The organism is Anaerococcus sp. Marseille-P3625 (assembly GCF_900232825.1).
Taxonomy (GTDB): domain Bacteria; phylum Bacillota; class Clostridia; order Tissierellales; family Peptoniphilaceae; genus Anaerococcus.
On record NZ_OCTP01000011.1, the window covers coordinates 610,466 to 634,825 of the forward strand.

Genomic DNA, 24,360 nt, shown 5'->3' on the forward strand with positions numbered 1-24,360 from the left:
TTATCTACCTCCTCTCATCTTGTCCAATATGAGAATTTTATTACTTTCACTCATATTCAAAACACTTTCTATTTTTCCATCTCCCATTACCCAGAGCTTACTCACTGTGTTCGCTAAAAACTCAAAATCATGACTTATCACCAAAACTGTTGTTCCATTTTTTAATTGTTCTTCAATTAATTTTGTCACTGAAAGCATTGAGTCTTTATCACAACCTGATGTTGGTTCATCATAGATAAAAACTTTTGCCTGTTTCATCATTCCACAAGCTATTGTGAGTCTTTGTTTTTCTCCTCTTGATAAAGCAAACGGATGCTTATCAATGTATTTATCTAAGCCAAGTACATTCAAAATAGACTTTGCCTTTTGAGTATTTTCTTTTTTATCTTTACTTGAAATACCAAGCAGCATTTCATCAAGTACACTTTCCGAAAACAACTGATAGTCTGAATCTTGAAAGACAAAATATGACATATCCATTAAATCTTTATGATTAAGCGAATTATCTTTCCCCGTCCATATCTTCCCCTCTTTTATCTTCTCAAGTCCTGAAATCACTCTTGCAAAGGTAGTTTTTCCGGTACCATTTAAGCCGATAAGACCAATGGCTATTCCGCACTCCATATTGAAATCAAGATGATTTAAGATGTATTGATTTTGCTTATTTCCAACCTTAGTTGCACTTGGGTAACAAAATTTCAAGCCTTTCCCACTGATACTTTCATCATTTAATTGATATAAATCTTTCTTCTCACTTATCCTGTATTCTTTTAATTCAAGAGTTCTTAGTCCATTATCATCCCAAAACTTCCCTTCAAGATGGATAACTTCTTCCCGACTCAAGTCCTGTGCAATCTCTCCATCTTTAACCAAAAGAAAACGGTCAAATAAAGATTTTACATAGTACAAACGATGTTCAATTAGAACAACAGTTGTTCCCTTTTTCTTTAATTTTTCCAAAATTAAAAATAGGTCAAATGTTGCTTTCATATCCAAATTTGCTGAAGGCTCATCTAAAATTAAAACTTTCGGATTCATTGCATAGATGCTTGCAATAGCTATCTTTTGTTTCTGCCCGCTTGATAATTCAAAAACAGATTTTCCTTTCAGTTCCTCAATATCCAGCTCTGCATATACTTCTTCTACTCTCTGTTTGATTTCATATCTTGATTTGCAGATAGTTTGAAGCCCAAAAGCTATTTCTTCATCTGTCGTTGTCGTGAAAAATTGACTTCTTGGATCTTGAAATACAGTACCTACAATACGCCCTATTTCATGAAGCGATAATTTGCTTATATCTTTTCCGGACGCAAAGGCTTCCCCTTTCATTTTGCCTTTGTAATAATGTGGAATAAGACCATTCATCACACTTCCAAGAGTACTTTTACCACTTCCACTTTTCCCTGAAATTAAAACAAATTCACCTTTTCTAATTTCAAGATTGACATTTTTTAAAGCAGTTCGTCCATCTTCCCATTCATAATAAACATTTTTTAGCAAAATCATGGTTATACCTCATACTGAGCTTTCCATAATTTTGTGTAGTAACCATTTTTTGCAAGAAGTTCACCATGCTTTCCTTTTTCAAGTAAATTTCCTTTTTGAAATACGAGAATTTGGTCAGCTTTTTGAATTGTTTTTAAATGATGAGCCACTACAAGTACAGTTCTATTCTTTGCAAGTTCTGTAATAGCATCCTGTATCAAAGATTCATTTACAGGATCAACATTACTTGTCATTTCATCAAGAATTAAAATCGGTGCATCTTTTAGAAAAGCTCTTGCAATAGATATTCTTTGTCTTTGTCCACCTGATAAAATTCCTCCATTTTCGCCAATATCAGTTTCATAACCTTTTGGTAAACTCATAATGAAATCATGTATTCTTGCTTTCTTTGCAGCTTCAATGATTTCCTCTTTTGTAGCTCCTTTTTTACCTACTCTGATATTTTCTTCAATCGTGTTATCAAACAATTGAACATTCTGCATGACAATGCTAATACGGTCTAAAAGCTCATCATAAGGAATATCCCTTATATCAATTCCTCCGAGTGTAATTTTTCCTTTATGCACATCATAAAATCTTAGAAGTAAGTTGGTTATAGTGGTCTTTCCACTACCTGATTCTCCAACTAAGGCTGTCATTGTTTTTTCAGCAATAGAAAAGCTCAATTTTTCCATTTTAAATTCATCTTTTTCATAGGAAAATCCAATGTTATCAAAAGCTATATCATTATCTTTCGGAACAATTCCATTCACTTTATCCGGGATTACATCTGCATATAAAATTCTTGAAAGTCTTTCGTAACTATCTACCGCCGAAACATAGTTCATATAGTGTTGTTCCATAGAAGCGAACGGCTTATAAAACTCTTTTGAAATTACCGCAAAGATAATAAAATTAAGCACATCGAGATTTCCCTTTATAACAAGTATTGCTCCTGCAATTAAAAGAACTAAATATCCAATATCCAGTAAAAAACCAAATATAGATAACTGTTTTGCCTTGAATCTTGAAGCTGCTTTACTTGTTTCTCCGAACTTTTTTGTCTTGTTCATAAGCTCATTATCCAAGCTTTTATTGTTTGAAAAACTCTTTAGTACAGGTATTCCTCTAACATATTCAACAAATAAGCTAACCATATCAAGAAGTGCTGAATTATTCTGATTCTCTATTCTTTCAGATTGCTTAATTGTCAGATATAGAAAGACAAGTGCAATCGGAACAGATACAGCCATTAGAATAGCAAGTTTGAAATCAATACTTGCAAGACCGATAAATACGACTGCACCTATCAAAAAATCGCCAAACATTCTCGACCACATGTGTCCTACAACAAGAGACATATTATCAACATCTTTGTGTAAAATTGTATTGATCTCTCCCAGTCTTTCATTGGTATAAAATCCCAAACTGAATTTTTTCAATTTAATAATCATGCGTTCTCTGATTTGCTGAACAATATCAAAACCTGCACTATGCTTTTTCATATCTGCAACCATATTACAAATGCCTTTGAATACTACAAGTAACCCAATTGCAATAAAACCTTTATATAAACTTGCTAAACTCGTCCCATCAAATATCTGAAACAGTATAGAAAATACGATAACAATCATGGCTATGGAGCTTAGTCCATAAAGGGCAAAGAATACACTTGATATAATCAAATCTCTCTTGCCGGTTTTTGTAAGCAGCTTTAACATTTCTCTAAACATTTTCTGTTACCACCTCTTTCAAATTCCATCTATCTACCTTGTTCTGTGCTTCAACCATATCCTTATAGAACTCACATCTTTTCATCAACTCTTCATGGCTTCCTGCATCAAGAACAACACCCTTATCCATAACTATAATTTGGTCTGAATCTCTAATTGTGTTTAGATGATGAGCAATTGTAATAATGGTTTTATCCTTGCTTAAATCGTCAATTGCTTCGCCGATTAGTCTTTCATTTTCACTATCAACAGCTGCCATTGCTTCATCTAATATTAAAATCGGTGCATTTTTCAGTATCATTCTTGCTATGGAGATTCTTTGTTTTTCTCCACCAGATAACTTAACTCCCATTTCACCTACTCGTGTTTCATATCCATTTGGCAATGCTGAAATAAAATCATGGCATCTTGCTTTTTTAGCAGCTTCTATGACTTCTTCTTTTGTTGCATTTAGTTTTCCAATTGCTATATTTTCAAAAATACTTAAATCAAAAAGGATAACTTCTTGTTGCACACTACCAATCAGCATTGAGATATTTTCTTGACTATATTCTTTTATATCTTTTCCATTTATCAGTATTTGTCCTTCATCTGCATCCCAAAATCCCATAAGCAAATTAGATACAGTACTTTTCCCACAACCACTTGCTCCTACAAAGGCGTTCAAACTATTTTTCTTAAAATTCAAATTGATATTTTTAAGCTCAAAGCTATCTTTTCCGTATGCAAAATTCACATCTTTAAATTCTATATTTCCAAATTCTAAACCTTGTTCTGTCTTTTTCTTTGGAAGCGGAACTGTTAAAACTTTTCCAATCGCCTTTAGTGCTTCCTTAAACACAATAGAAAAATGTTGCAATGTAGCCGTCTTACTTATAGATGCAGTAAAAGCAGACGATAAAATAATGGCAAGTATAAAATTAGGGGTTGTAATATTTCCATAGTAAAGAAATATACTTCCCAAAATCATGACAATAACTACTCCAATTTCCATAAATATGTCAATGAGTCCCATTGGAATTGTAATTGCTCCCATGCTCTTTTTAACCCAGTAAATATATTCTCTTGCCGTTTTTAATGTTCTTTCACTAATCTCCTCTTCTTTAGCAAAAGCCTTAATCACAGAAATATTTTTTACATATTCCATTAGCTCTTCTCTCATCTTATTTTCATGGTTAAAGTAAATAGCAAAGTTTTTATCCATTGTTTTCTGTGAAAGAACTTTTACCAAATACATGAGTGGAACTCCAGCAATCATTCCAAGAGCAAGACGCCAATCAACAAAAATCATAGCTACAAAAATAATGGTAGGCAGAAGTGTAACTGCCATTATTTCAGGAAGACCATGGGCAAGGTATACTTCCACTTGCTCTACATCATGTTGAACAATGTTGGTAAGCTCTCCTGTATTATGTTCTTTAAAGAATCCCAAACTTAGTTTTTTCAGATGACCGATAATATCTAACCTAAGTTCTGTTAATTTTTCGTATGCTTTCTCATGGGCAACCTTTGTTGCAAAATAATAAAACACTCCTTTTAATACAAACGATATAAAGATTCCCAAGAATATATACTTTAAATTACCTTCGTTAATATTGTTTGTGATTAAAGAACTAATCAAATATACAAGTAAGATTTGTGGTATCAAATCAAATACTATTTTTAAAGCAAGAAGTGAATTGGATAAACTATTTTTCCCAATCACTTTTTTCCTTAATTCTTTTTCCGGCATGAACAACTCTCCTTTCAAAATTGAATAATATTGAATTTTAATTCAGTATTAAGGTTTAAAGTAAGACTTTGCTGATTACGCAAAGTCTATTTTATCCGATCACTATATTTTTTTAAATTACTGTATCAGCAAATCAAAAATTATAGCACAATCTTTTTCCATTTTCTAATCTTAGTTCTAAACGTTCCAAAAGGGGCAACCGTATTAACATGAATAAACTTATAAACTTCCCATGTCGCTGTTTTAGTAGCTTCATCAGCCCATTTTCTCATATGCGGTTGAAATAATTCTTCTTCACTTAGTGTATCAATCATTGTATAGATAGATATAATATTTTCTTTCAATCGTTTCTTTAATTCTTCTATCGATAAATGAGCATAAGTATCGGTAAACCACTGATATAATTCTCCAAGTTGATTCCATTTAAACATATCCGACGGTGTCTTTACTTCAAAACCGTTTTTCTCATCTTTTTCCCATTTCAAAACTAATGTTGTCCATCCGAGTTGATAAGCAAGATTTTCTGCTGGTGTTCTGTCAACTTCAGGGACTCTCTTATCTTTGAGAGATTCAGGAATAATATCAAATTCAGAAATATACTTTTCAAAACTTTTATTTATCTCAGATTTCAGTTCTTCTTTATCTTTATATATCTTCAAAATATCTCCTCCAAAAATTTAAATTTATCGCATTTAAATATCAAATCAACTTACAATGATTCCACTCCCTTGTAATAACACTTTGCAATAAGTTTTAGCATATCTTTTGCCCACTTTTCACTTTGATAATGCCTTGCTATTTCAAGAAGTCCCTCTGTAAAGTTACTGGCTAAAATATGGGCAAGCATTGGATCATATTCCTGTTTCGATTGTCTTTTTAAACTTACTTCAATATGAACCTGCATTTGCGATATGAGTTTTTGTTTTGCTTCTGTATGCTTTGTACCTGAGCTTTTATCCATTAAAATAATTAACTTCTTACGATCTTTTAAAAGTTCATGAATATAATTTTCTCCAACTTCATCAAACCTTTCAGAAGCAGAACCTTTTTCCAAAGATTCTTCCTCATTAAAAGCTGACTCGAAGTTTATATAAACAGAACTTACTACTGCATCAAACAAAACTGCCTTATTTTTGAAATAGGTATAAATTAGTGCCACAGGAATATCTGCTTCTTTTGCAATTTCTGTTAATTTGGCACCTCTATAATCCTTTTTATAAAATACTTTTTCTGCTGCTTCGAGTATTCTATTTCTAACTTCTTCTTTTAATACTTGTGCCATAGCACACCTCTTTCTATTCCAATACTGAATCTATATTTAATAATAAATTAAAATTCAATATTTGTCAAGATAGATTTAAATATTTGTTTTTATATACTCACTCACCGGTATCCCCACTCTTTTCAAAACCTTTATTTTCTCCTGTTTCTTCTGTTCTCTTCTTGCCTTATATTTATCTTCATACTCTTTCTGTTTTCCACTCGCTTTACGCTTTAGGTAATTTTGATGTAGCTTGTCTTTTCTTTCTTCGATTTTTCTTTCTTCTTTCTCAAGTTTTTGTTTTTTTTCTTCGCTTAACTCCGCCTGTGGTAGTTCGTAATTACCTATGAAATTAAAGTAAATTTCTATCTTTTGCTTTGATGTCTGACTTCCTTTTCTATCTCTTTCATGTACGATAATCTTTTCTACAAACTCATTTATCATTGTAGTTGTAAGTTCATCAAAGTTTTCATAACGACTGATAAGAGATATAAATTTTCTTGCTCTGTCTGTTTCTTTTTCATATCTTGATACCTGCTGCTCTAAATCTTTGATCTCTTTGCTTAAAGTTATCTGCTCTGTTTCATATTGATTGTTTAGTATCTCATATCTGCTATTTGGTATTTTGTTAAGGATCATATCTTCGTAAATTCTGCACATAAGTCGTTCGAGTTCCCTAAGTCTGTTTTGGCTTTCCGTTAATCTTACCTTTTTCTTTTCTATCTCTATTTTTTCCTTTTCTTCCATTTCATTTTGAATGGAACGGATAAAGGCTTCATTATCTTCATCAAGGTATTTTTTAATATCTTTTAGTGTTTCCCTAATAAGGTTTAAGACCGCTTCTGCTTTTATTCTGTGTGCTGATGGACAAAGTGTGCCACATGGTGTTTTAGTATAGGCACTGCAAGTGTAATAGGGAATATTCTTATAATTGCTTGTTCTATGAACATACATCTTGCTCCCACAATCTGCACAATACATTAGTCCTGTGAGTGGGTGATATTCTCCCCAACCGTCAGGATACCTTTTTACATTTCCTCTTATCCTTTGCACATTATCAAAGGTTTCTTGGTCTATGATTGGCTCGTGTGTATTTTCAAAAATAAGCCAGTTATCCTCGGATACATATTTGCTTTTCTTGTCCTTGAAGTGCTTTCTTGTTTTGAAATTGACTGTATGCCCCAAGTATTCCTGTTTCTTTAAAATGCTTGCTATTGTTGAGCTGCACCAACGATAGGGATGTTCAAAGTTTTTGCTTTGATGTAATCCATATCCCATTTTTTGCTGATGATAAGCGGGTATATCTATCTTGTCCGCTTCCAGTATCTTTGCTATTTTGTATGGTCCTGCTCCGTCCATTGTAAGATTAAATATTCGTCTTACTATCTCGGCTGCTTTTTCATCTACAATCCATTTGTTTTTATCTTTTTCATCTTTGATATAGCCATAAGGCGGTGTGCTTGCAGTATGTTTCCCACTTTCGCCTTTTGACCTGAAAGTCGATTGGATTTTTCTTGATGTATCTCTTGCATACCATTCGTTCATGATATTTCTAAAAGGGGTAAAATCATCTTCTCTGTAAAAACTATCTACATTGTCATTGATAGCGATTAGTCTTACGCCCTTTTGTCTTAGTATCTCCATACATTGACCGACTTTGAGATAATCTCTGCCAAGTCTGCTCATATCTTTTACAATGATACAACCAATATTTCCTTGATTGACTCCGTTCATCATTGCCATAAATCCCGGTCTGTCAAACTGCGTTCCACTGATTCCATCATCTGTAAAGTGAATGATGTTTGACAAATTATTTTTGCTTGCGTATTCTTCCAATATTTTTTTCTGATTGATGATAGAGTTACTCTCTCCTTGCAGTTCATCATCACGACTTAATCTCTCATAGAGTGCTGTTATCTTTTCAAAATTCCTCATTTTTACCCCCTTTCTCTTAATTTTTCAATAAAAAAAGAATTAAGAAGTACATATTTCACTAAAATAGTGATTAAGTGTTCTCCTTAATTCTATTACTCCTGCTGCAAGCTTATATTTCTTGTATTGCTTAACTGCAAAATGACTTGGATCTTTCTTTTCAAGAGCTTCAAAAAGCCTATCAATTGGGTTCATATAGGTTTCGTCATCTTCTCTGACTTCACTTGCGTCAATCATATCCAAAAGTGTCTTAAAGTTCTTTTCTTCTTCTGGTGCTTCATAATAGATATAACCGATGAGGGCAGTGTAATATAACTTCTCAGCCTTTACCCAGAAATCTTCTCCTGCCTTTTCTCCATCTCCCTTAGTGTTGGCTATAATTGTTTGGACAAGTTTTAAAATATCTTTTTCTGATCGAAGATAGGCAAAGGGATTATATTTCATAGATTTTTTAAAGTTTATTGTGTTTAATATCTTAATGTCATATCCATTTTCATAAAGCATTTTCCCGCACTCTAACACAAGTGTCCCTTTAGGGTCTGTTACTACATAGGAAGAGTGCATTTGCATTAGGTTTGGCTTTACATAAAATCTTGTCTTACCTGATCCAGAACCACCTATTACTAATACATTTTTATTTCTAGCGTATTTAGGGTTTTTAGGTCTTGAGTTCATTGTTAGTCTTTCGGTATTAGTTATTAGTACATTATTTTCAAACTTAGGGTCAATATATGGAGCAATATCCTTACTTTCTCCCCATCTTGCAGATCCATATTCCTTACCTTGCCTATATTTCTTTTTGTTTTTTCCTTTGCTATAAACAATTAGCTTAACAAGACCAGCAACTGAAATACCTACTAACAAGTCCCTTGGATTAAGGCTTGGTATATAAGATAAAGTTCCTATATCAGAAATTCCCACCATTATTCTATCAATAATATCTCCTCCAACATATGAATTGATGTGCTTAGAAAAGATATTTCCAATGTAGAAGAATGATAGATAAGGAATGTTTGATAATATAAATTTCTTTGGGTTGTCTATTTTAATTAAGTTTTTAATATCAGAAAGAATAGCTTCTAATGTCTTATTCATCGTAGAAACCTTCACTATCTAATAAAATTAGTAGGTAGTGTCTTCCCTTTGGTGTTATAAATGTTTGTATTCCTACAAGTGTACCTAGTGGATCAACCCATTCTTTTACTTCAAAGTATCCCTTGTTCTTATCTGCATAAGGTAAGAGTTTCTTTTTCTTATCTCTATAAATTAATCCCTTATCCATTAAAAAACTTATAAACTGGTTTTGTGGTATTCCTAACTCTTTGGCAGTATTTCTAAAGTTTGTAAGTAGGTTATAATCTACTAATTTGTCATAATAGTCTGCCTTTGGTCTTAATTCTTCAATTTCTTCTTCTCTCTCAGCAATAATTCTATTGGCTACAAGAATTGCATCTGCAAGTAGCTCTTCGTTAGTTTTCTTTTCTTGCCCTACTATATATCCTCCATTTTTTCTAATACTTGGTAAGACTTCTCTAGTTACCCAAGCTTTGAATATTTTTGCTTGTGGTAGTTTTGATGAGAGGATAAGTGAATACAATCCTGATTCGTTAATTATTGAAATATTCTGTATTCCTCCAGGGGTGTTCCATTTCGTTACACCCTTATCTTCTTCATCTACATGGTCATAAACAGCTTTTCTTGGATTAACATATCCTAACATAGTTGCTACTTCATTAGCTATAAAGAAAAACTCACCGTCTTTTTCAATAACAGTGAGTTTCCCAAAATTCTTATTTTCAAATGTTTTTAAATTACTTATCATAAGCTTTGCTCCTTATGTTTATTTTTAACTTTATCTTTACTGATGGTATCCTTAGCCATATCTTTAAACTTATTTATTGTCTTCGTTATTGAATCTTTTCTATCGGCCTTTCTTTCAGAAACCTTAACTGCTTTTTTAAAGGCGTGTTCCATAACTTTTATATCCTTAGATTGAAAAAACACAGAGTGGTTGCCAGTTTCCTTATCTTTCATAACAGAAAACTTCACTCCGTGTTTATTTAAAATTTTCTTTAATTCTTTTAACTCAGGATCTTTTAGATTAATTTCTTCTAACTGTCCCTTTTTAACCATATCCTTTAGTTTTACTTCTTCTCCGTTATTTTTTATTACATTTTTCAAGCCTCCTTGTTCCTCTATTTGCTTGTGTACTTTCTTTAAGGCATCAAGAATTGCTTTACCTGTTGCTTTTGCAAGCCTTACTTCAAGGTTAAGGCTCGACCTAGATACTTCTTCATTAATCATCTATTCCACCTCCATATAAAAGTAACTCTTTGTATTTTCTTAACTTCTCTTGATGGATTTTTCTTCTAAAATCTTCTCCCGTAACTTTAACTGGTATTGTCATTTCAAGTATTCTTGAATATATCCTTTGATACTCAAGGTCAATGTTTGGATTTTGAATAATTTCCAATGATAAGTTTGTAGTAAAAATTGTCGGCTTACCCTTTAAGTATCTTGAGTTTATAATGTTATATACTTGTTCTCTTGCATAAGATGTATCCCTTTCAATTCCAAGGTCATCTAAGATTAACAAAGGAATATTAGATAAGTTATTGATAATTTCATTTGAATCTAGCTTAAATACTGATTTTTGTATTTGATTTATAACCTGAGATAAATTCATAATCTTAACTTTAACTTGTTTTCTTTCAATTAATTCATTTGCTATTGCACAAGCAAGGTAAGTTTTTCCACTGCCAACATCTCCATAAAATAAAAGTCCAACATTGTCTTCCTTCATTTGTTCAAAACTTTTAGCATAATTGTAAGCAACCTTGTAAGCTTGACCTTTTTCATTTAAGTATTTCTCAAAAGTATATTGGTGTTGGAGCGGCGATGAGAAGCAATCTCTTTTCAATGATGATATTTTCATCAGTCTTTCTCTTTCTTCATTTTCCTTATCTCTTTTTATTTCACATTCGCATTTAATTCTGGGAATAAACTTTGTAAATCCAAGGTCAAGTAATTCTCCATCGACTCTTTTACCGCATACCTTGCAATAGATATGCCCATTTCTTTCAATATCATTTTCTCTTAATACAAAATCTTTTAAACTTGTCATAAACTCTCTCCTATATCGTAATTCATTTTCCTTGTTGTATTATCATTAATGTTTTTCGCCTGATCATTAAGATACCAATTGATTATCGTTGCCTTGTGGTCTTGATACTCTCTGTTATTTGCTTTCATATATGACGAGAGCCTATCAATGTATTCATTAATTCTACTTCCTAACTCATTTGTTAAGTCCTTGTATTCTTCATCAGTCAAAAATATATTTTTATATATTCCATAAGGCTTTTGACCTTTACTAAAATCATTCTTTCTTAACTCATTATTATTAATATTGTTATAGTTACCTTCCGATTTTCGAAAATCTTGACTTTCGATATTCGAATCTCTTGAATTTCGATTATCGAACTTCTGGAATTTTGTTTTTCGAACTTCTTGATTTTTTAATTCCATATTATTAAATATGCTCATAAAATCTTTAACATAAATTCTATTAGGCTTTCCAAGTCCTTGTCTTTTCTTTTCAATTAGTCCAATTCCTGACTTAATATCAAGTTCAGCTATTAATTTATTTGCTTTTTCACTCGCACAATTAAATTGCTCTTTTATACTTTCAATTGTGTAGTAAATAAAGACTTTTCCATCTTCATCTATCCAATCATTTTTATATGAAAGACCCATTCGATTAAGCATATATGAATACAAAACTTTAGCTTCAATAGAAATACTCTCAAAAACCTCATCTTCCATTAATACCATAGGCAACCTAATGAAGTTATACATCTCAGATTGCCTATTATAAAAATAATCAAAATTCATCCTTACCTCCTTTCTTTGAAATAAAAAAAAGACGACAGAATTATTACTTTCTATCGTCTGAGATATACATATTAAATTTTCATCACAAAATAAGACTCTTTAAAGAATCCTTAGTTTTATTGGTATGCTATTTACAATACCCATTGTTAAAATGGATACTCTAAGCAGCACACCAACTATTTATTTTTTGAGTTTTAAACTTTGGTAGAAGTCTTGAACTCCTTATATTTACATAACTATTTGCCTCTATCACTATTATGACACGAAACCCGGAGAAGAAGTCTAGAACTATTGAAGTAGCATTAGCACCTGAAGTTAATAGCTTATCAATTAATGTTACTGGTTTTGGGAATTCAAAAATATCTTCATCAAATAGTTCCTTTATTTCTTTTGCAGAGTTTTGAGATGTTCCTGCTTCTGAAATATCTATAGAGTAATCAACATTAATATCTTCTATAATTGTTGGTAATGTTGCACCGTTTCTAACATCTTTTAAAAATTTTTTTTGATAAGGTGTCCTATTTTTTCCTCTAAACACGATTCTATTATCTTCCATTAGTTGATTCATTTTATCTTGGTTGTATAGCCAACATTTATTTTTTGGCGGCATATTATTTTTACCTGTTATCGGATCTTTTATAGGATATATACAACTTTCGACAAGCCTCCCACCTTTTCCGTTTCCTGACAAATCAGCATAATCCCAATCACCTCTTGGATCATTGTCTGGGTTCTTATAATTTGAATTCATTTGTGCAGTTCTTCTTTGTAGATTTAAAGTATAAGATTCGTTATTTTTTGAATATAAATAAATATATTCATGATTTTTGCCAATAATTCTATCGTTTGGAGGTGTTGCTCTTCTTTTCCATATCAAATTTTCAATATGATTCTCTTCCCCAAAAATCTCATCACACATCAGCTTCAAATTCGCCTGTTCATTATCATCAATTGAAATAAAAATTACTCCATCATCTGACAATAAATCTCTTGCTAGCGTTAGTCTTGGGTACATAAAGGTAAGCCAGGCTGAGTGGGTTGACTTGCCAGCAAGTTCTAGGATTCTTTCCGCTTCTTCTTCTGTTATTCCGATTTTATCTGACAGTTCACTTGCCTTAAACTGAAAGTTGTCTGGATAGACAAAGCCATCTGTGCCAGTGTTGTATGGAGGATCTATATAGATACATTTGATTTTTCCAGAATATGAGCTTAAAAGATGCTTTAGAGCATCGATATTATCTCCAACTATATATAGATTTTCACTATCCTTGTTTTCGCTCTTTTCATTGTGTTTGCTGTCAGGAGATATATAGGTTTCTGTTTCTAGTGAACTTTGGTATTTGGCATAGGACTTGCCCAAAAACTTAAGCTCATAACCTTCTTTTGAGATGTCGATTTCTTCATCTGACAAGAAGCTTTTGAAGGCATCCATTTTAAACTCGCCATCTTTTGAGAAAAATTGTGGGAAGTTATCTTTTAATTTATTCATTTCTCTGCTATTGGGCTTTTTCTCTTCATTATCTTTTAGATTTTGACCTATCATTTTTCTTCCTCCAATCTATATTCCAATATTTCCGATATATCACACTTAAAGTACCCACAAATTCTGCTAAGTATTTCCATACTAACATTCTCATCTTTCCCCATTTTAGCTATGGTATGGGGAGTTGTGTTTATGGCTTTTTGTAAGTCTAGTTTATTCATTTTTTCATCTATTAATTTTTTCCATAATTTATCATAGGAAAATCCCATAATCTACCTCAAGTTTATCTTCTACTTTATACAGTTTTTCTATAATATTATATCACATTCTACAACTTACTTTTTACATATTTATTAAGGAGGAAATTTTAGGAAAAGCTGACATAAAAAAATCGGCACTAAGGCTAATACCTTCATGCCGATTAAGTTTTAAGGAAATAAATTCCTAATTAATCACCCCTAAGGGGTGATTTTTATAATATTTTTTGATTTTTTCTATATTTGCTTTACCAATTGTTTTTCTTCGTTTTTTGTATTTTCAAATACCAATTTGTTTCTTTTGACTGATAATTTTATTTTGCTATTTCTATCTAGTTTTCCATCTAGTATATCTTCTGCAAGTCTATCTTCTACCATTTTTGTGATGTGGCGTTCTAATGGTCTTGCTCCGTATTCTTCGTTAAAGCCATCTTTTGCCAATAGTTCTACGCTTCTTTTGTCATAGTCTATGTCTATATCTATGGCTTCTAATCTTTTTTTGGTTTTTTCAAGCATTAATCTTGTTATTTCCACTATGTCTTTTTTGCTTAGTGGGTTAAACATTATTACTTCATCTAATCTATTTAGAAATTCTGGTGCAAAGACTTCTTTGACAGCTTTTTCTATGATTTCTTTGCTTCTTTCTTTTGATTTTTCTTCGGTATTTCCTGTTTCAAATCCTATGGTAGCTTTTTCATTTAGACTTGATACTCCAACATTGCTTGTCATTATTATTATGGTATTTTTAAAGTCTACCGTCCTACCTTGACCATCTGTTAATCTTCCATCATCTAGGATTTGCAAAAGTATATTAAAGATATCTGGATGAGCTTTTTCTATTTCGTCAAATAATATTACTGAATACGGGTGATTTCTAACTTTTTCTGTTAGTTGTCCTCCCTCTTCGTAACCAACATATCCTGGAGGTGATCCTACAAGACGGCTTACGGCGAATTTTTCCATGTATTCACTCATGTCCATGCGTATCAAGTGATCACTAGAGCCAAATAAGTTTTCTGCTAGAGTTTTTGCTAAGTAGGTTTTACCTACTCCAGTTGGCCCTACAAAGATAAAGGATCCTATTGGTTTTGATGGATCTTTTAGGCCCACTCTTGCTCTTTTTATGGCATGAGCTACTGATTTTATGGCCTGATCTTGGCCAATTACAGTTCCTACTAGGTCTTTGTCAAGATTTGCGTATTTTTCTTTTTCATCTTCAGTTAATTTACTTACTGGAACTTTTGACCAACTTGCAACTATGCTTGCTATGTCATCGTAGCCAATAAATTGATTTGGTTTTTCTTTGCTTTTCTTTTCCTTACAAGCTTCCATGTCAAATTTGGCTTGATTTATCACATCTCTAAGCTCTGCGGCCTTTTCAAAGTCCTGATCTTTTACAGCTTGTTCTTTTTCTTTGATTAATTCCTCTAATTTTTCTTGAGGATTTTTATCATTGCCCTCTTCTTGGTAGGATTTTATCCTAACCTTACTCATGGCCTCATCTATTACATCTATGGCCTTATCTGGCAAATATCTATCGTTGATATATCTATCGGTTAGCTCAACTGCAGCATTTATAGCCTCGTCAGTAATTTCTACTTGATGGTGGCTTTCGTATTTGTCTTTTATGCCGTAGATTATTTTTCTTGAGTCCAAAAGGGTCGGTTCTTCTATTAGGATTGGCTGCATACGGCGAGTTAGGGCGGAATCTTTTTCTATATATTTTCTATATTCTGCTGTTGTGGTTGCCCCAATTATTTGTATGTCACCCTTGGCAAGAATTGGTTTTAGGATATTTGCTGCATCCATTGAACCTTCTCCAGCTCCAGCACCTAAGACCATGTGAAATTCATCTATAAATAAAATCACATCGTCGCGATCTTTAATTTCATTAAAGAATTTTTTAAGTCTTTCTTCAAAATCTCCACGGTATTTGGTTCCAGCAATTATGCTTGGCAAGTCCAAAGAGAGGATTTGTTTATCGCTTATAATTTTTGGTACATTCCCTTGGACAATATTTTGGGCAAGGCCTTCAGAAATAGCGGTTTTGCCAACGCCAGGCTCGCCAATTAGTATAGGATTATTTTTTCTCCTACGCATTAGAATTTGTATGAGCCTTTCTATTTCCTTATCCCTGCCAATTACTGGGTCTATTTTTCCAGCTTTTGCTTCTTCATTTAGGTTTCTTGCGTATTGCAAGACATTTTCTGATAAATTTTCACTTTTGCTAGTTTTGTTATTTTCTGTCTTTAATAATTCCAAAAGATTTCTTCTTACATCGTCTTTTTCAAGACCAGATAAGAGAAACATCACATTTGTGATGGAATCTTCATCATCAAGGATTGCAAATAACACATCTTCTTCGCCAGCTGCTAGCGTTCCTCTTTGACCCGCAATTATTCTTGCTTGTTCAAAAATTTTTCTTACTTTGCCACTTAATTCTGTAGCAGGTCTACTAGCTTCCCCTATTCCTACATTATTTATTATAACTTGCCTAAAAAGTTCGTAGTTAGCTCCGGATTTCTCCAAAGCCCTACTGGCAAGAGAATTTGTCTTCATCAAGGCTAAGAGCAAATGTTCGCTACCGATATAATCGTGATTTAAACTGTAGCTTTCACGTCTAGCCTCTTGGGTTAATTTGTTTAATCTGTTAGCTTCCATTATCTCTCCTTCATATATGAGTTTAGAAAATAAGCTCTTTTAGGGTCATTTTTGCCCTCATATTTCTTATTTACAAGCTTATCAATTAAATAATCAATTTCATCGTTGGATAAATCTGTATCATAGTCTAAATTATTGTATTTTTTAAGCTTATAAAGCTCATTGGCAATAATTTTGTTATTAGATAATTTTCCACTTCTTAGATTATTTAATGACAAGGCTATTTCTTCTTTTACTTCTTCATCGTCAATATTATTTAAAATTTTAAAATCTCTTCTAAATCTTCTCTCATTTCTTACAAGCGTATCGACATTTTCTGACATCGATCTTATGAAAGAATCCATATCATCTCTGTAATTTCCAAAGTTTTTGATCAAATAAAGATAATCTACAAATTCATCATAGTCCAAAGGCAAAAACCTTGTTCCAATCATACCGTGACTTGCCAAAGCCTGTTTGAAACCAACATAAGTTTCATCCTTATCTACAAGACCAAACAAAAACATCTTTAGTCTTATCTCAACTCCCGAACCAGCATTTCTGGCATCGCTTGTTAGATAACCATATTCTGGAGAAAATGAAAAATCAATTTTATCATCAAGATAACTTTCAATTTCCTTGGCTTTTTTGTAAGATTTTTTAAAATCCATGCCAAAATTTCTAATGTTTATTGCTATATGGTCCCTATCATTTACTATTATTACATACTCATCCTTGATAATTGCAGCCATTTGCAAATTTTTCTCATGCCAATCTTCTGATAAAATCAAATCGGCCACTAATTTGTCAAGGACTTCTTCATCAAGATCTGATAAAAGAATAATTTCATCTTTATAAATTTCTCTTAAAATGTCAATTGTTTTTTGGCTATCTTCAAAACTCATGGTCGTTGGATAGTCAAAGTCTTGGATATTTCTTCTTATGGATAAGTTTGAATTTAGAATTATATCTTTAGCATAATCTATCAATTTTGCACCTTCATATTCAAATCATCTATACGCTCTTTAAGAATTTGTGCTTGCTCGTAATCCTCAGTTTCAACAGATTGGTTGAGTTTTTCTTGCAAGGATTTTATTTCAAGAGCAACTTCCTTAAATTCTCTTTCAGCCTTTGGGAAAGTACCCCTGTAAGTATCGAAATTGTTAAAAGATTTTAGGATTTTTTCTGTTAGCTTATGGTTAAGTTTGTAGCATTGATTGCAACCAAATTTACCAACCTTTATATTTGATTCAGGATTTCCGCATGATGGGCAAGTTCTTTGATTAATACTTTTTAGATAGTCAAAAGTTTTGTTGTTCAAATTAAATTTAAAATCATAATAACTATCGATCATATTATCCAAAGACGGGATGAAATTCTCGATCAAATCTCCCAAATTTAATTTGTCAAAATCTATTTTATTAACAACTTGACTAGATTTGTCACCACTCGTCATATCCATATTTGTATATTTTTTTAAGCAATCTTCGCATAGATAAAAATCGTGGACATAACCATTTACAATAGCTCTAACGCTTATACTTGCATCTTTTCCACATTTTTCACACTTCATAATTAACTCCTTGCTAAAATACTTAAAATCATATTTTTTATGATATCTGATCTAAGGAAATTTCTCATATCACTTGTTATTTTTGCCAATGCCTTATCGCTAGTTGCATATTTTGCTAGCAAAAATTCATCTTCGTTTAAGTATTTTCTATTATATAAGTCCCTAAACAAACTATCCGCGTTTGCTTCAGTCATTTGTTCGTTTAAATTTTTTACCAAATAGGATAAATAATTATCCTCCTCAACTATAGTAATGATTTTAATAAAGCCGTTGCCGCCCCTCTTACTTTCAATTAGATAACCATTGTGAGGGGTAAATCTTGTTGAAAGCACATAATTTATTTGACTTGGAGCACAATCAAACTTTATAGCCAAATCATTTCGTCCAATTTCAAGCATTCCATCAGTTGATTGGCTAAGCATCGCCTTTAAAAATCTCTCTATATCTGATGTTAGACCCGCCATAAAATCACCATCTTTCTAAATTGTCTCTTTATTTTACATTTATAATAGGAAAGGTCAAGAAAAAACTTTGACCTTCTGACTATCTCTGACCATTTATTTTTAAAAAATAGAATCCATTGATTCTTAAGATTATTTTACTATTTATCCTTTATTTTTCAAGAATTAAAAATAAGGCCAAAATTCACTGAAAAAAACTGACCTCTTAAGTTAGTTTTTTGTCTAACTTTTGGGGTCAGTTCAATTTGAATTTTAATTTTAAAAGGTCATTATTTTAAGATTTATTATCTTATTTTCTTTTTTTGAAAACTACAAAAGCTGAGCTTGCTCCTACTAAAGTTAGGGCAATATTTGCTAGATCGTAAACGCCTGTTTTTGGGTTTTTGTTTTCTGCTACTTTGTTAGCAGCTTTTGGTTGGTCTACATTTGCTTTTTTGGTTTTTTCTATTTCTTTTTTGATTTCTTTGTTGATTTGTTCTTCATCAAATTTGTATTCTGGTAGCATTGCTGCTAATTTGTCAGAAACTTTGAATGCTTTTGTATGATCGCCTTTTTCTATATAAGCTTTTACTTCATCTCTAAAGATTGACATGATTTTGTAAACTTGATCAGCAAGTTTGATAGAAATTCCTGTTGCCTTATCGCGTGCAAGTTCTGGATTTTCTTCAAAATATTTTAGCATATCTTTATCTACGGATTTTTGTTGGTCAATGATTGATTGTTGAACTTTTTCGATGTAAGCTTGCATACCAGAATCTAGGTCTAGTTTGTAGTTATTCATTCCTAAAGTATTTAGTTCGTTAAATAAGCCGTTAAAGCTGTCATCGCCAACTTCAGATACTTCTGGTTTATATTTTTCATGAACATCTTTTATCATAGCTGCATAGTAAGGAACAAATACTGTGTAGGTTGCATCTGCAATTCCTAACCATTGTAGGGTTGCTAATTCTTTTGGCATATCTTTACGAAGTTCAAGAACGTGAACTTCCATTTGGTTTTTGTTGCCTATTGGATAGATATCTTTATCTTTGGTTGAATCGTATTGTGTACCAATTCCTCTTTGTTTTAAGATATTTAAAACTTCAAGAGTTGAAAGTTTTCTATTAGCTTCTCTAAACATTGAAACATTACCAGAATCGTTAGTAATATCTTCAACCTTTAAGCCTTTTGTATATTCTGGGTTGATATAATTTAGACCTTGCCAATATCTACTAGCTGAACCTTTTCTAACTTCTTTTGCATAAGTTCTTGTTATATCAATATTGCCATTTTCATCTCTTTTTATAAATCCATATTCTTCTGGAAGAGAAACTAAGCCTTTTGATGCGATGACATTTTCCTTATCGTTAATATCAATGCCTCTCATTTGGAACATATTTGGTTGAACAACTACTTTGTCTTTTGGCATTTTTACTGCTACATATTGATGACCTGATAAGATATCCATATGCCATACCTCATCCTTATCGCCTATCATAAGTGAGTTATTTTCGCCAGCACCATATTCATCAAGTATTTTTGCAATAAATTCTATACCTTCTCTAGCAGTTTTTGCATTTCCAAGTGTTAAGCTTTCGAGAGAAACTTCTGTCAAACCACCATCTTTAAGTGGATCAACAAGTTTAGCATAATTATTATAATAAGTAGAAACAGTTGCAGTCATGCCAACACCATGTTCGTTAACTCCAACTTCACCATAAGCTTGACCGACAACGTTTCCATCTTGGTCAACTGGTTGATCTGTAAATTCTTTAGAATCTCTTACATAAGTATATCTGTAGGTTTTATCAGGCATTGTTGTAGAAAAACCATCAGCATCTGAGTAAGTTGTACCTTCTTTATATTCCTTTTCTTCAGAAACACCCAAAATCTTTGTAGAATTGTCAGATAAATCCTCACTTCTTCCGTAATAAGTACTTCCATTTTCAGATTGTTCTTCACCAACATAAAGACCTGTACAAGCAAGAGATGTTGATGTAGCTGAGAAAACTAGCATAGTAGCAAGAGCTGCGCTAAGAATTTTTTTACCCTTTTTCATTTTTCCTCCATTATAAAATAAAATTGATATCAACGAAATGATTTCGTTTTCATACCCGTCAATACAAGTATAACATTGGGTAAAATTTTGTCAATATAGAAAAATAAAAAATTTTTTTAACCAATTATTTGTCAAAATAAAGAAAGATTGAGAAATCATTATTTTCTGAAGAATGTGTTGAAAATATGTGCAAAAGACAATATAGTAATAACAAATAATAAGTAATATCATTTACTTAAAAAAGGAGGAAATTATGAAAATGAAAAAAATGCTAGCGTTTGCACTTGCTGGTGCATTGCTAATCGGAGGGGGTGGCAAAGCTATATCAACAGCTTATGCAGCAGGAGATCCAGTACCAGCTGAGAATACTAATACTCCACTAACCCATCAATTTATAGCTAGCTATATTGATGTTGATACAGGTAAAAAAATTATTGATGATGTAGAAAATGGCTCAAAAAAAGATTTCCCTGGATACAAATGGGTTAAAACAAATGAAGGAGATTTGATAGTAACCTATTATTACCAAAAAACTGACGACAAAAAACCTAACGACGACAATAAACCTAACGATGACAATAAAAAACAAGGATTTATTGTAACCGTTAACGTATTTGGTCCACACAGTGATCAAGCTATCGAAACGACATTTTATGATAGCAAGGAATATGGTGAAGACAAAGATCATATCAGAGAACTAGCAAGCTCATTAGTAAGCATAAAATACACACCAGACTTTAGTCTAGAAATCCTAAACTACGGTCTAACTCTAAACTATTATCTACATGATGGTGCTGATGGCAGAGATTCTAATATAATAGATAGAGATACTAATGATGGTACTGATTCAGAAGATGAAGATAAAGCTAAAGATTTAATAGATAAGTTAAATAAAAATACAGAAGAAATCGTAAAAATTTTAAAAGAAAACGAAGCTAACCAAGAAAAAGAACCAGACAAAAAACCAGATGAAAAACCTGAAAAGAAACCAGAAAACAAAGACAAAAATTCAAACCCAAAAACTGGTGTAGCAGGAATTTCACTAGCAGCAGGAACACTTGCAGCAGCAAGTGCAGCTTTAGTAGCTACAAAAAAGAAAAATAAATAGAACTTACTAGGAAAATAGTAAATTGCGAAACACAAGGGATATATTTTCTCTTGTGTTTTGTTTAATTTTTATTTTTACCCGTATTTATTTTTCAAATACAAAATAAATTTTTCCCAATAAGCAAATTTTTCTTATAAAATTTACTTTAATAGCATTAGTTAATGACCCAAATTTATTGAATTAATAGACTTTTCTAATATAATATATACAAGGATAATTTATCTAATTGTTTTCAAAGGAGGAAAATATGAAAGCAAAAAAATTACTAGCTGTCGCATTAGCAGCTGGAATGTTAATTGGTGGAGGAACTAAAGCCCTAGATTTAGCTATTCCTACAGCTTATGCACAAGAAGAAAAATCTCTCGATCAACTTAAAGCCGAATTAAAAGAAGCTCAAGACAAAAAAGCTAAACTTGAACATGATAAAGATTTTAACGAAAAAGCATTAGCTGATACTGAAAAATTATTAGAAAACCAAAATTTAGATTGGCAAAGACGAGCACGCCTTGAAGCATATAAGAAAAGTGCAGAAGAGAATTTAGCAAAAATAAATAAAGCTTTACCAGAAGTTGAAAAGCAAATTGCTGATTTAGAAGCTAAAATTAAAAATGCAACACCAGCAGCAGTTTTTACAATCGAAGTAACTACCACAAAACCAGATGGAAGTGTCGCAAAATCTACTGTAACTGGTAAAGACGTAGAAGAAGCTAAAAAAAATGTTGCAGAAAAAGCTGAAAAAATCGACGGTTATAAGGTAAAAATTGACTTTAGCGCTGATAATAAAACAGCTAACGTAACTTATGAAAAAGAAGAAAAACAAGTTAAAACTTGGGATCTTAATACAAGTTTACAAATATATTGCTTAACATTCCCACTATACCGAGACGTTCCAGGAGCTACAATAACTTTAACCAATAATGAAACTGGTGCAATTGTACACACTTATACAACAACTGCTGATGGTGATGGTTATTCCCACGCTGATATACCAGAAGGAAATTACACCCTTACTGTAACAAGCTTACCAACAGGCGGAATATTAGCAGGCAAAACCTACGTATGGGATGGACCAAGTTCTAGACAAGTCACTATACCAGGTCCGGCTTCACAACCATTCCATATAAAAGAACTAACAACTGTAACATATAGATTTAAAGATACTGAAGGAAATGTAATAGCTCCAGAAGAAACAACTCAATTAGATCGAACTGGGGCATATCAACTTATGAAAGTAAAAGGTTTGCCAAAACCAAAAGCTATTGAAAATTACAAATTTTTAAAACTTGAACAAGATGGAAATATATTTAAAGGAAGTGGCTCCTTCACCTATATCTATCAAAAAATCTCAACTAAATACGTAGATACCGAAGGTAAGGAAATTGCTCCAGAAGAAAAAGGCAAAAAAGACAAAAAAGACATTGATGGTTATACTTACCTAAGAACTAATGAAGATGAAAATGGTAGCTTAACTCATGTTTATATAAGAAATCTAGTAATCACAGTTCACATTTACAAACCAAGAGATAATAGAGTATTTAAAACAGAATGGTACCACAGCAAAGATTATGGCTTGGATATTGAACATACTAGAGGTGTAATTAGCAATTTGGTAGCTATAAACTATTCTCCAAATTACAGACTAGAAATATTAGATAACGGCTTAACCTTAAACTATTATCTATTGGATGATAGCAAAGTAGCAGAAAACGGAAGCAAAACTGAAGAAGAAACCGGAAAGAAACCGGATACAAAACCAGAAGATAAACCAGAAATCAAACCTGAAGATGAAAAGGAAAATTCTGACGAAAATAAGGCAAAAGATTTAATAGATAAATTAAATAAAAATACAGCTGAAATCGAAAGAATCCTAAAAGAAAACGAAGCTAATCAAGAAAAAGAACCTGACAAAAAACCTGACAAAAAACCAGAGAATAAACCTGAAAAGAAACCAGAAAAGAAAGATAAAAAATCAAACCCAAAAACTGGTGTAGCAGGAATCTCAATGGTAGCTGGATCTCTAGCACTAGCAAGTGCAGCTTTAGTAGCTACAAAAAAGAAAAATAAATAATAGATACTAAAACAAAAGCATAAGGAAAAACCTTATGCTTTTTTATTGGAGAAAAATGAAAGAGAAGCCGAGATGTTTCGACTCCATGTATCTATCGATACATTCCGCTCAACATGCCAGGTCTTGGTTTAACAAACTAACAAAAAAATTTGTAGAGCAAACTTCACTAGCCATTGCTCCACATATTGGTATCCTAAGCGAACGAATATATTCTAAAGCCATGCATACTGCAAAAGTAGTCCCATCTTTTGCTAGCCTTGAACGAAAAACCTTGCGCCATGACACCCTTAACAAAAAAAACATTCCCCAGCATCATGAATAAACAGCCCCAACCCCTTGGCATCATGAACAAACGACCCCACCCCCCTAGCATCCTGAGCAAAAACATCACCCCCCTGGCATCCTGAGCGAACGAAGTGAGTCGAAGGATCTCCTTGCAAAAATTAAATATAAGCAAATTTTTAGGCTTTAGAATAACAAAAACAAAGCCGAGATGTTTCGACTCCATGTATCTATCGATACATTCCGCTCAACATGCCAGGCCTTGGTGTAACTTACTAACAAAAAATTGGTAGAGAAAACTTCAAAAGCCATTGCCTCAAATAAAGTAGTCTTAAATTAGAAGGGATTAAGCAAAACTTAAGGCTAAAATAATGACAACGCATTGACACTGCACGAATTTCATCATATAATAA

At 32.2% G+C, this 24,360-nt stretch carries 19 protein-coding genes and 1 pseudogene; 2 read left to right on the forward strand and 18 right to left on the reverse strand.

Annotated features, from left to right (window positions below; genetic code table 11):
- The 18 genes and pseudogenes from CS884_RS08210 to CS884_RS08295 all read right to left on the reverse strand — a co-directional run bounded on the left by CS884_RS08210 (position 1) and on the right by CS884_RS08295 (position 20,489).
- A complete protein-coding gene (locus tag CS884_RS08210) occupies positions 1-1,506 on the reverse strand; it encodes an ABC transporter ATP-binding protein (RefSeq protein ID WP_099321364.1) in 1,506 nt (501 codons plus the stop codon).
- A gap of 2 nt (positions 1,507-1,508) precedes the next feature.
- Positions 1,509-3,218: an ABC transporter ATP-binding protein gene (locus CS884_RS08215; RefSeq protein ID WP_099321365.1), complete on the reverse strand. Its 1,710-nt coding sequence runs from the start codon at positions 3,216-3,218 to the stop codon at positions 1,509-1,511.
- On the reverse strand, positions 3,211-4,950 hold the full coding sequence (locus CS884_RS08220; protein ID WP_001114256.1) for an ABC transporter ATP-binding protein: 1,740 nt from the start codon (positions 4,948-4,950) through the stop codon (positions 3,211-3,213). The genes CS884_RS08215 and CS884_RS08220 overlap by 8 nt, the downstream gene beginning before the upstream one ends.
- A 140-nt stretch (positions 4,951-5,090) precedes the next feature.
- The gene (locus tag CS884_RS08225; protein ID WP_000708365.1) at positions 5,091-5,609 is read right to left on the reverse strand and encodes a ClbS/DfsB family four-helix bundle protein; all 519 of its coding nucleotides are present in this window, start codon (positions 5,607-5,609) and stop codon (positions 5,091-5,093) included.
- 50 nt (positions 5,610-5,659) lie between these two features.
- Positions 5,660-6,232 (reverse strand): TetR/AcrR family transcriptional regulator, encoded by a 573-nt coding sequence (locus CS884_RS08230; RefSeq protein ID WP_000079884.1) that lies wholly within the window; start codon positions 6,230-6,232, stop codon positions 5,660-5,662.
- A 75-nt stretch (positions 6,233-6,307) separates the two neighbouring features.
- Positions 6,308-8,146: a recombinase family protein gene (locus tag CS884_RS08235; RefSeq protein WP_001243444.1), complete on the reverse strand. Its 1,839-nt coding sequence runs from the start codon at positions 8,144-8,146 to the stop codon at positions 6,308-6,310.
- Between the two features lie 96 nt (positions 8,147-8,242).
- A pseudogene (locus CS884_RS08240) lies at positions 8,243-9,238 on the reverse strand (type IV secretory system conjugative DNA transfer family protein); the annotation flags it as partial.
- The gene (locus CS884_RS08245; protein ID WP_000625117.1) at positions 9,231-9,965 is read right to left on the reverse strand and encodes a phage antirepressor Ant; all 735 of its coding nucleotides are present in this window, start codon (positions 9,963-9,965) and stop codon (positions 9,231-9,233) included. The pseudogene CS884_RS08240 and the gene CS884_RS08245, both read right to left, overlap by 8 nt.
- Positions 9,962-10,447: a PcfB family protein gene (locus tag CS884_RS08250; RefSeq protein WP_099320946.1), complete on the reverse strand. Its 486-nt coding sequence runs from the start codon at positions 10,445-10,447 to the stop codon at positions 9,962-9,964. The genes CS884_RS08245 and CS884_RS08250 overlap by 4 nt, the downstream gene beginning before the upstream one ends.
- The gene (locus CS884_RS08255) at positions 10,440-11,267 is read right to left on the reverse strand and encodes an ATP-binding protein (protein WP_099320947.1); all 828 of its coding nucleotides are present in this window, start codon (positions 11,265-11,267) and stop codon (positions 10,440-10,442) included. Before CS884_RS08255 ends, CS884_RS08250 begins: the two co-directional genes overlap by 8 nt.
- Positions 11,264-12,037, reverse strand: coding sequence for a replication initiator protein A (locus tag CS884_RS08260; protein WP_099320948.1), 774 nt, complete (start codon positions 12,035-12,037; stop codon positions 11,264-11,266). The genes CS884_RS08255 and CS884_RS08260 overlap by 4 nt, the downstream gene beginning before the upstream one ends.
- A 160-nt stretch (positions 12,038-12,197) precedes the next feature.
- Complete coding sequence (locus tag CS884_RS08265; RefSeq protein WP_099321367.1) at positions 12,198-13,580, reverse strand: site-specific DNA-methyltransferase; 1,383 nt, start codon at positions 13,578-13,580, stop codon at positions 12,198-12,200.
- A complete protein-coding gene (locus CS884_RS08270; protein ID WP_099321368.1) occupies positions 13,577-13,789 on the reverse strand; it encodes a helix-turn-helix transcriptional regulator in 213 nt (70 codons plus the stop codon). The genes CS884_RS08265 and CS884_RS08270 overlap by 4 nt, the downstream gene beginning before the upstream one ends.
- 225 nt (positions 13,790-14,014) lie before the next feature.
- Complete coding sequence (locus tag CS884_RS08275; RefSeq protein WP_099321369.1) at positions 14,015-16,438, reverse strand: ATP-dependent Clp protease ATP-binding subunit; 2,424 nt, start codon at positions 16,436-16,438, stop codon at positions 14,015-14,017.
- The gene (locus CS884_RS08280) at positions 16,438-17,406 is read right to left on the reverse strand and encodes an ATP--guanido phosphotransferase (RefSeq protein ID WP_257875772.1); all 969 of its coding nucleotides are present in this window, start codon (positions 17,404-17,406) and stop codon (positions 16,438-16,440) included. Before CS884_RS08280 ends, CS884_RS08275 begins: the two co-directional genes overlap by 1 nt.
- Positions 17,403-17,990 (reverse strand): UvrB/UvrC motif-containing protein, encoded by a 588-nt coding sequence (locus CS884_RS08285; RefSeq protein ID WP_099321370.1) that lies wholly within the window; start codon positions 17,988-17,990, stop codon positions 17,403-17,405. The genes CS884_RS08280 and CS884_RS08285 overlap by 4 nt, the downstream gene beginning before the upstream one ends.
- A 2-nt stretch (positions 17,991-17,992) precedes the next feature.
- Complete coding sequence (locus tag CS884_RS08290; protein WP_099321371.1) at positions 17,993-18,454, reverse strand: CtsR family transcriptional regulator; 462 nt, start codon at positions 18,452-18,454, stop codon at positions 17,993-17,995.
- 286 nt (positions 18,455-18,740) lie between these two features.
- On the reverse strand, positions 18,741-20,489 hold the full coding sequence (locus CS884_RS08295; protein WP_099321372.1) for a C69 family dipeptidase: 1,749 nt from the start codon (positions 20,487-20,489) through the stop codon (positions 18,741-18,743).
- A gap of 253 nt (positions 20,490-20,742) precedes the next feature.
- Between CS884_RS08295 and CS884_RS08300 the strand changes: the two genes are divergently transcribed.
- Together CS884_RS08300 and CS884_RS08305 are read left to right on the forward strand one after the other, a co-directional pair.
- Positions 20,743-21,597 carry an NPXTG-anchored protein gene (locus CS884_RS08300; RefSeq protein ID WP_099321373.1) on the forward strand — a complete coding sequence of 285 codons (855 nt, stop codon included), beginning with the start codon at positions 20,743-20,745 and terminating at the stop codon, positions 21,595-21,597.
- Between the two features lie 247 nt (positions 21,598-21,844).
- The gene (locus tag CS884_RS08305) at positions 21,845-23,665 is read left to right on the forward strand and encodes a MucBP domain-containing protein (RefSeq protein WP_099321374.1); all 1,821 of its coding nucleotides are present in this window, start codon (positions 21,845-21,847) and stop codon (positions 23,663-23,665) included.
- The last annotated feature ends 695 nt before the right edge of the window (positions 23,666-24,360 follow it).

Bases quoted from the DNA above. Each gene is read 5' to 3' on its own strand.
- CS884_RS08260 (WP_099320948.1), bottom strand. From the start codon at position 12,037: ATGAATTTTGATTATTTTTATAATAGGCAATCTGAGATGTATAACTTC.
- CS884_RS08220 (WP_001114256.1), bottom strand. From the start codon at position 4,950: ATGCCGGAAAAAGAATTAAGGAAAAAAGTGATTGGGAAAAATAGTTTA.
- CS884_RS08285 (WP_099321370.1), bottom strand. From the start codon at position 17,990: ATGAAGTGTGAAAAATGTGGAAAAGATGCAAGTATAAGCGTTAGAGCT.
- CS884_RS08265 (WP_099321367.1), bottom strand. From the start codon at position 13,580: ATGATAGGTCAAAATCTAAAAGATAATGAAGAGAAAAAGCCCAATAGC.
- CS884_RS08255 (WP_099320947.1), bottom strand. From the start codon at position 11,267: ATGACAAGTTTAAAAGATTTTGTATTAAGAGAAAATGATATTGAAAGA.
- CS884_RS08215 (WP_099321365.1), bottom strand. From the start codon at position 3,218: ATGTTTAGAGAAATGTTAAAGCTGCTTACAAAAACCGGCAAGAGAGAT.
- CS884_RS08270 (WP_099321368.1), bottom strand. From the start codon at position 13,789: ATGGGATTTTCCTATGATAAATTATGGAAAAAATTAATAGATGAAAAA.
- CS884_RS08250 (WP_099320946.1), bottom strand. From the start codon at position 10,447: ATGATTAATGAAGAAGTATCTAGGTCGAGCCTTAACCTTGAAGTAAGG.
- CS884_RS08295 (WP_099321372.1), bottom strand. From the start codon at position 20,489: ATGAAAAAGGGTAAAAAAATTCTTAGCGCAGCTCTTGCTACTATGCTA.
- CS884_RS08290 (WP_099321371.1), bottom strand. From the start codon at position 18,454: ATGGCGGGTCTAACATCAGATATAGAGAGATTTTTAAAGGCGATGCTT.
- CS884_RS08245 (WP_000625117.1), bottom strand. From the start codon at position 9,965: ATGATAAGTAATTTAAAAACATTTGAAAATAAGAATTTTGGGAAACTC.
- CS884_RS08210 (WP_099321364.1), bottom strand. From the start codon at position 1,506: ATGATTTTGCTAAAAAATGTTTATTATGAATGGGAAGATGGACGAACT.
- CS884_RS08275 (WP_099321369.1), bottom strand. From the start codon at position 16,438: ATGGAAGCTAACAGATTAAACAAATTAACCCAAGAGGCTAGACGTGAA.
- CS884_RS08235 (WP_001243444.1), bottom strand. From the start codon at position 8,146: ATGAGGAATTTTGAAAAGATAACAGCACTCTATGAGAGATTAAGTCGT.
- CS884_RS08305 (WP_099321374.1), top strand. From the start codon at position 21,845: ATGAAAGCAAAAAAATTACTAGCTGTCGCATTAGCAGCTGGAATGTTA.
- CS884_RS08300 (WP_099321373.1), top strand. From the start codon at position 20,743: ATGAAAATGAAAAAAATGCTAGCGTTTGCACTTGCTGGTGCATTGCTA.
- CS884_RS08230 (WP_000079884.1), bottom strand. From the start codon at position 6,232: ATGGCACAAGTATTAAAAGAAGAAGTTAGAAATAGAATACTCGAAGCA.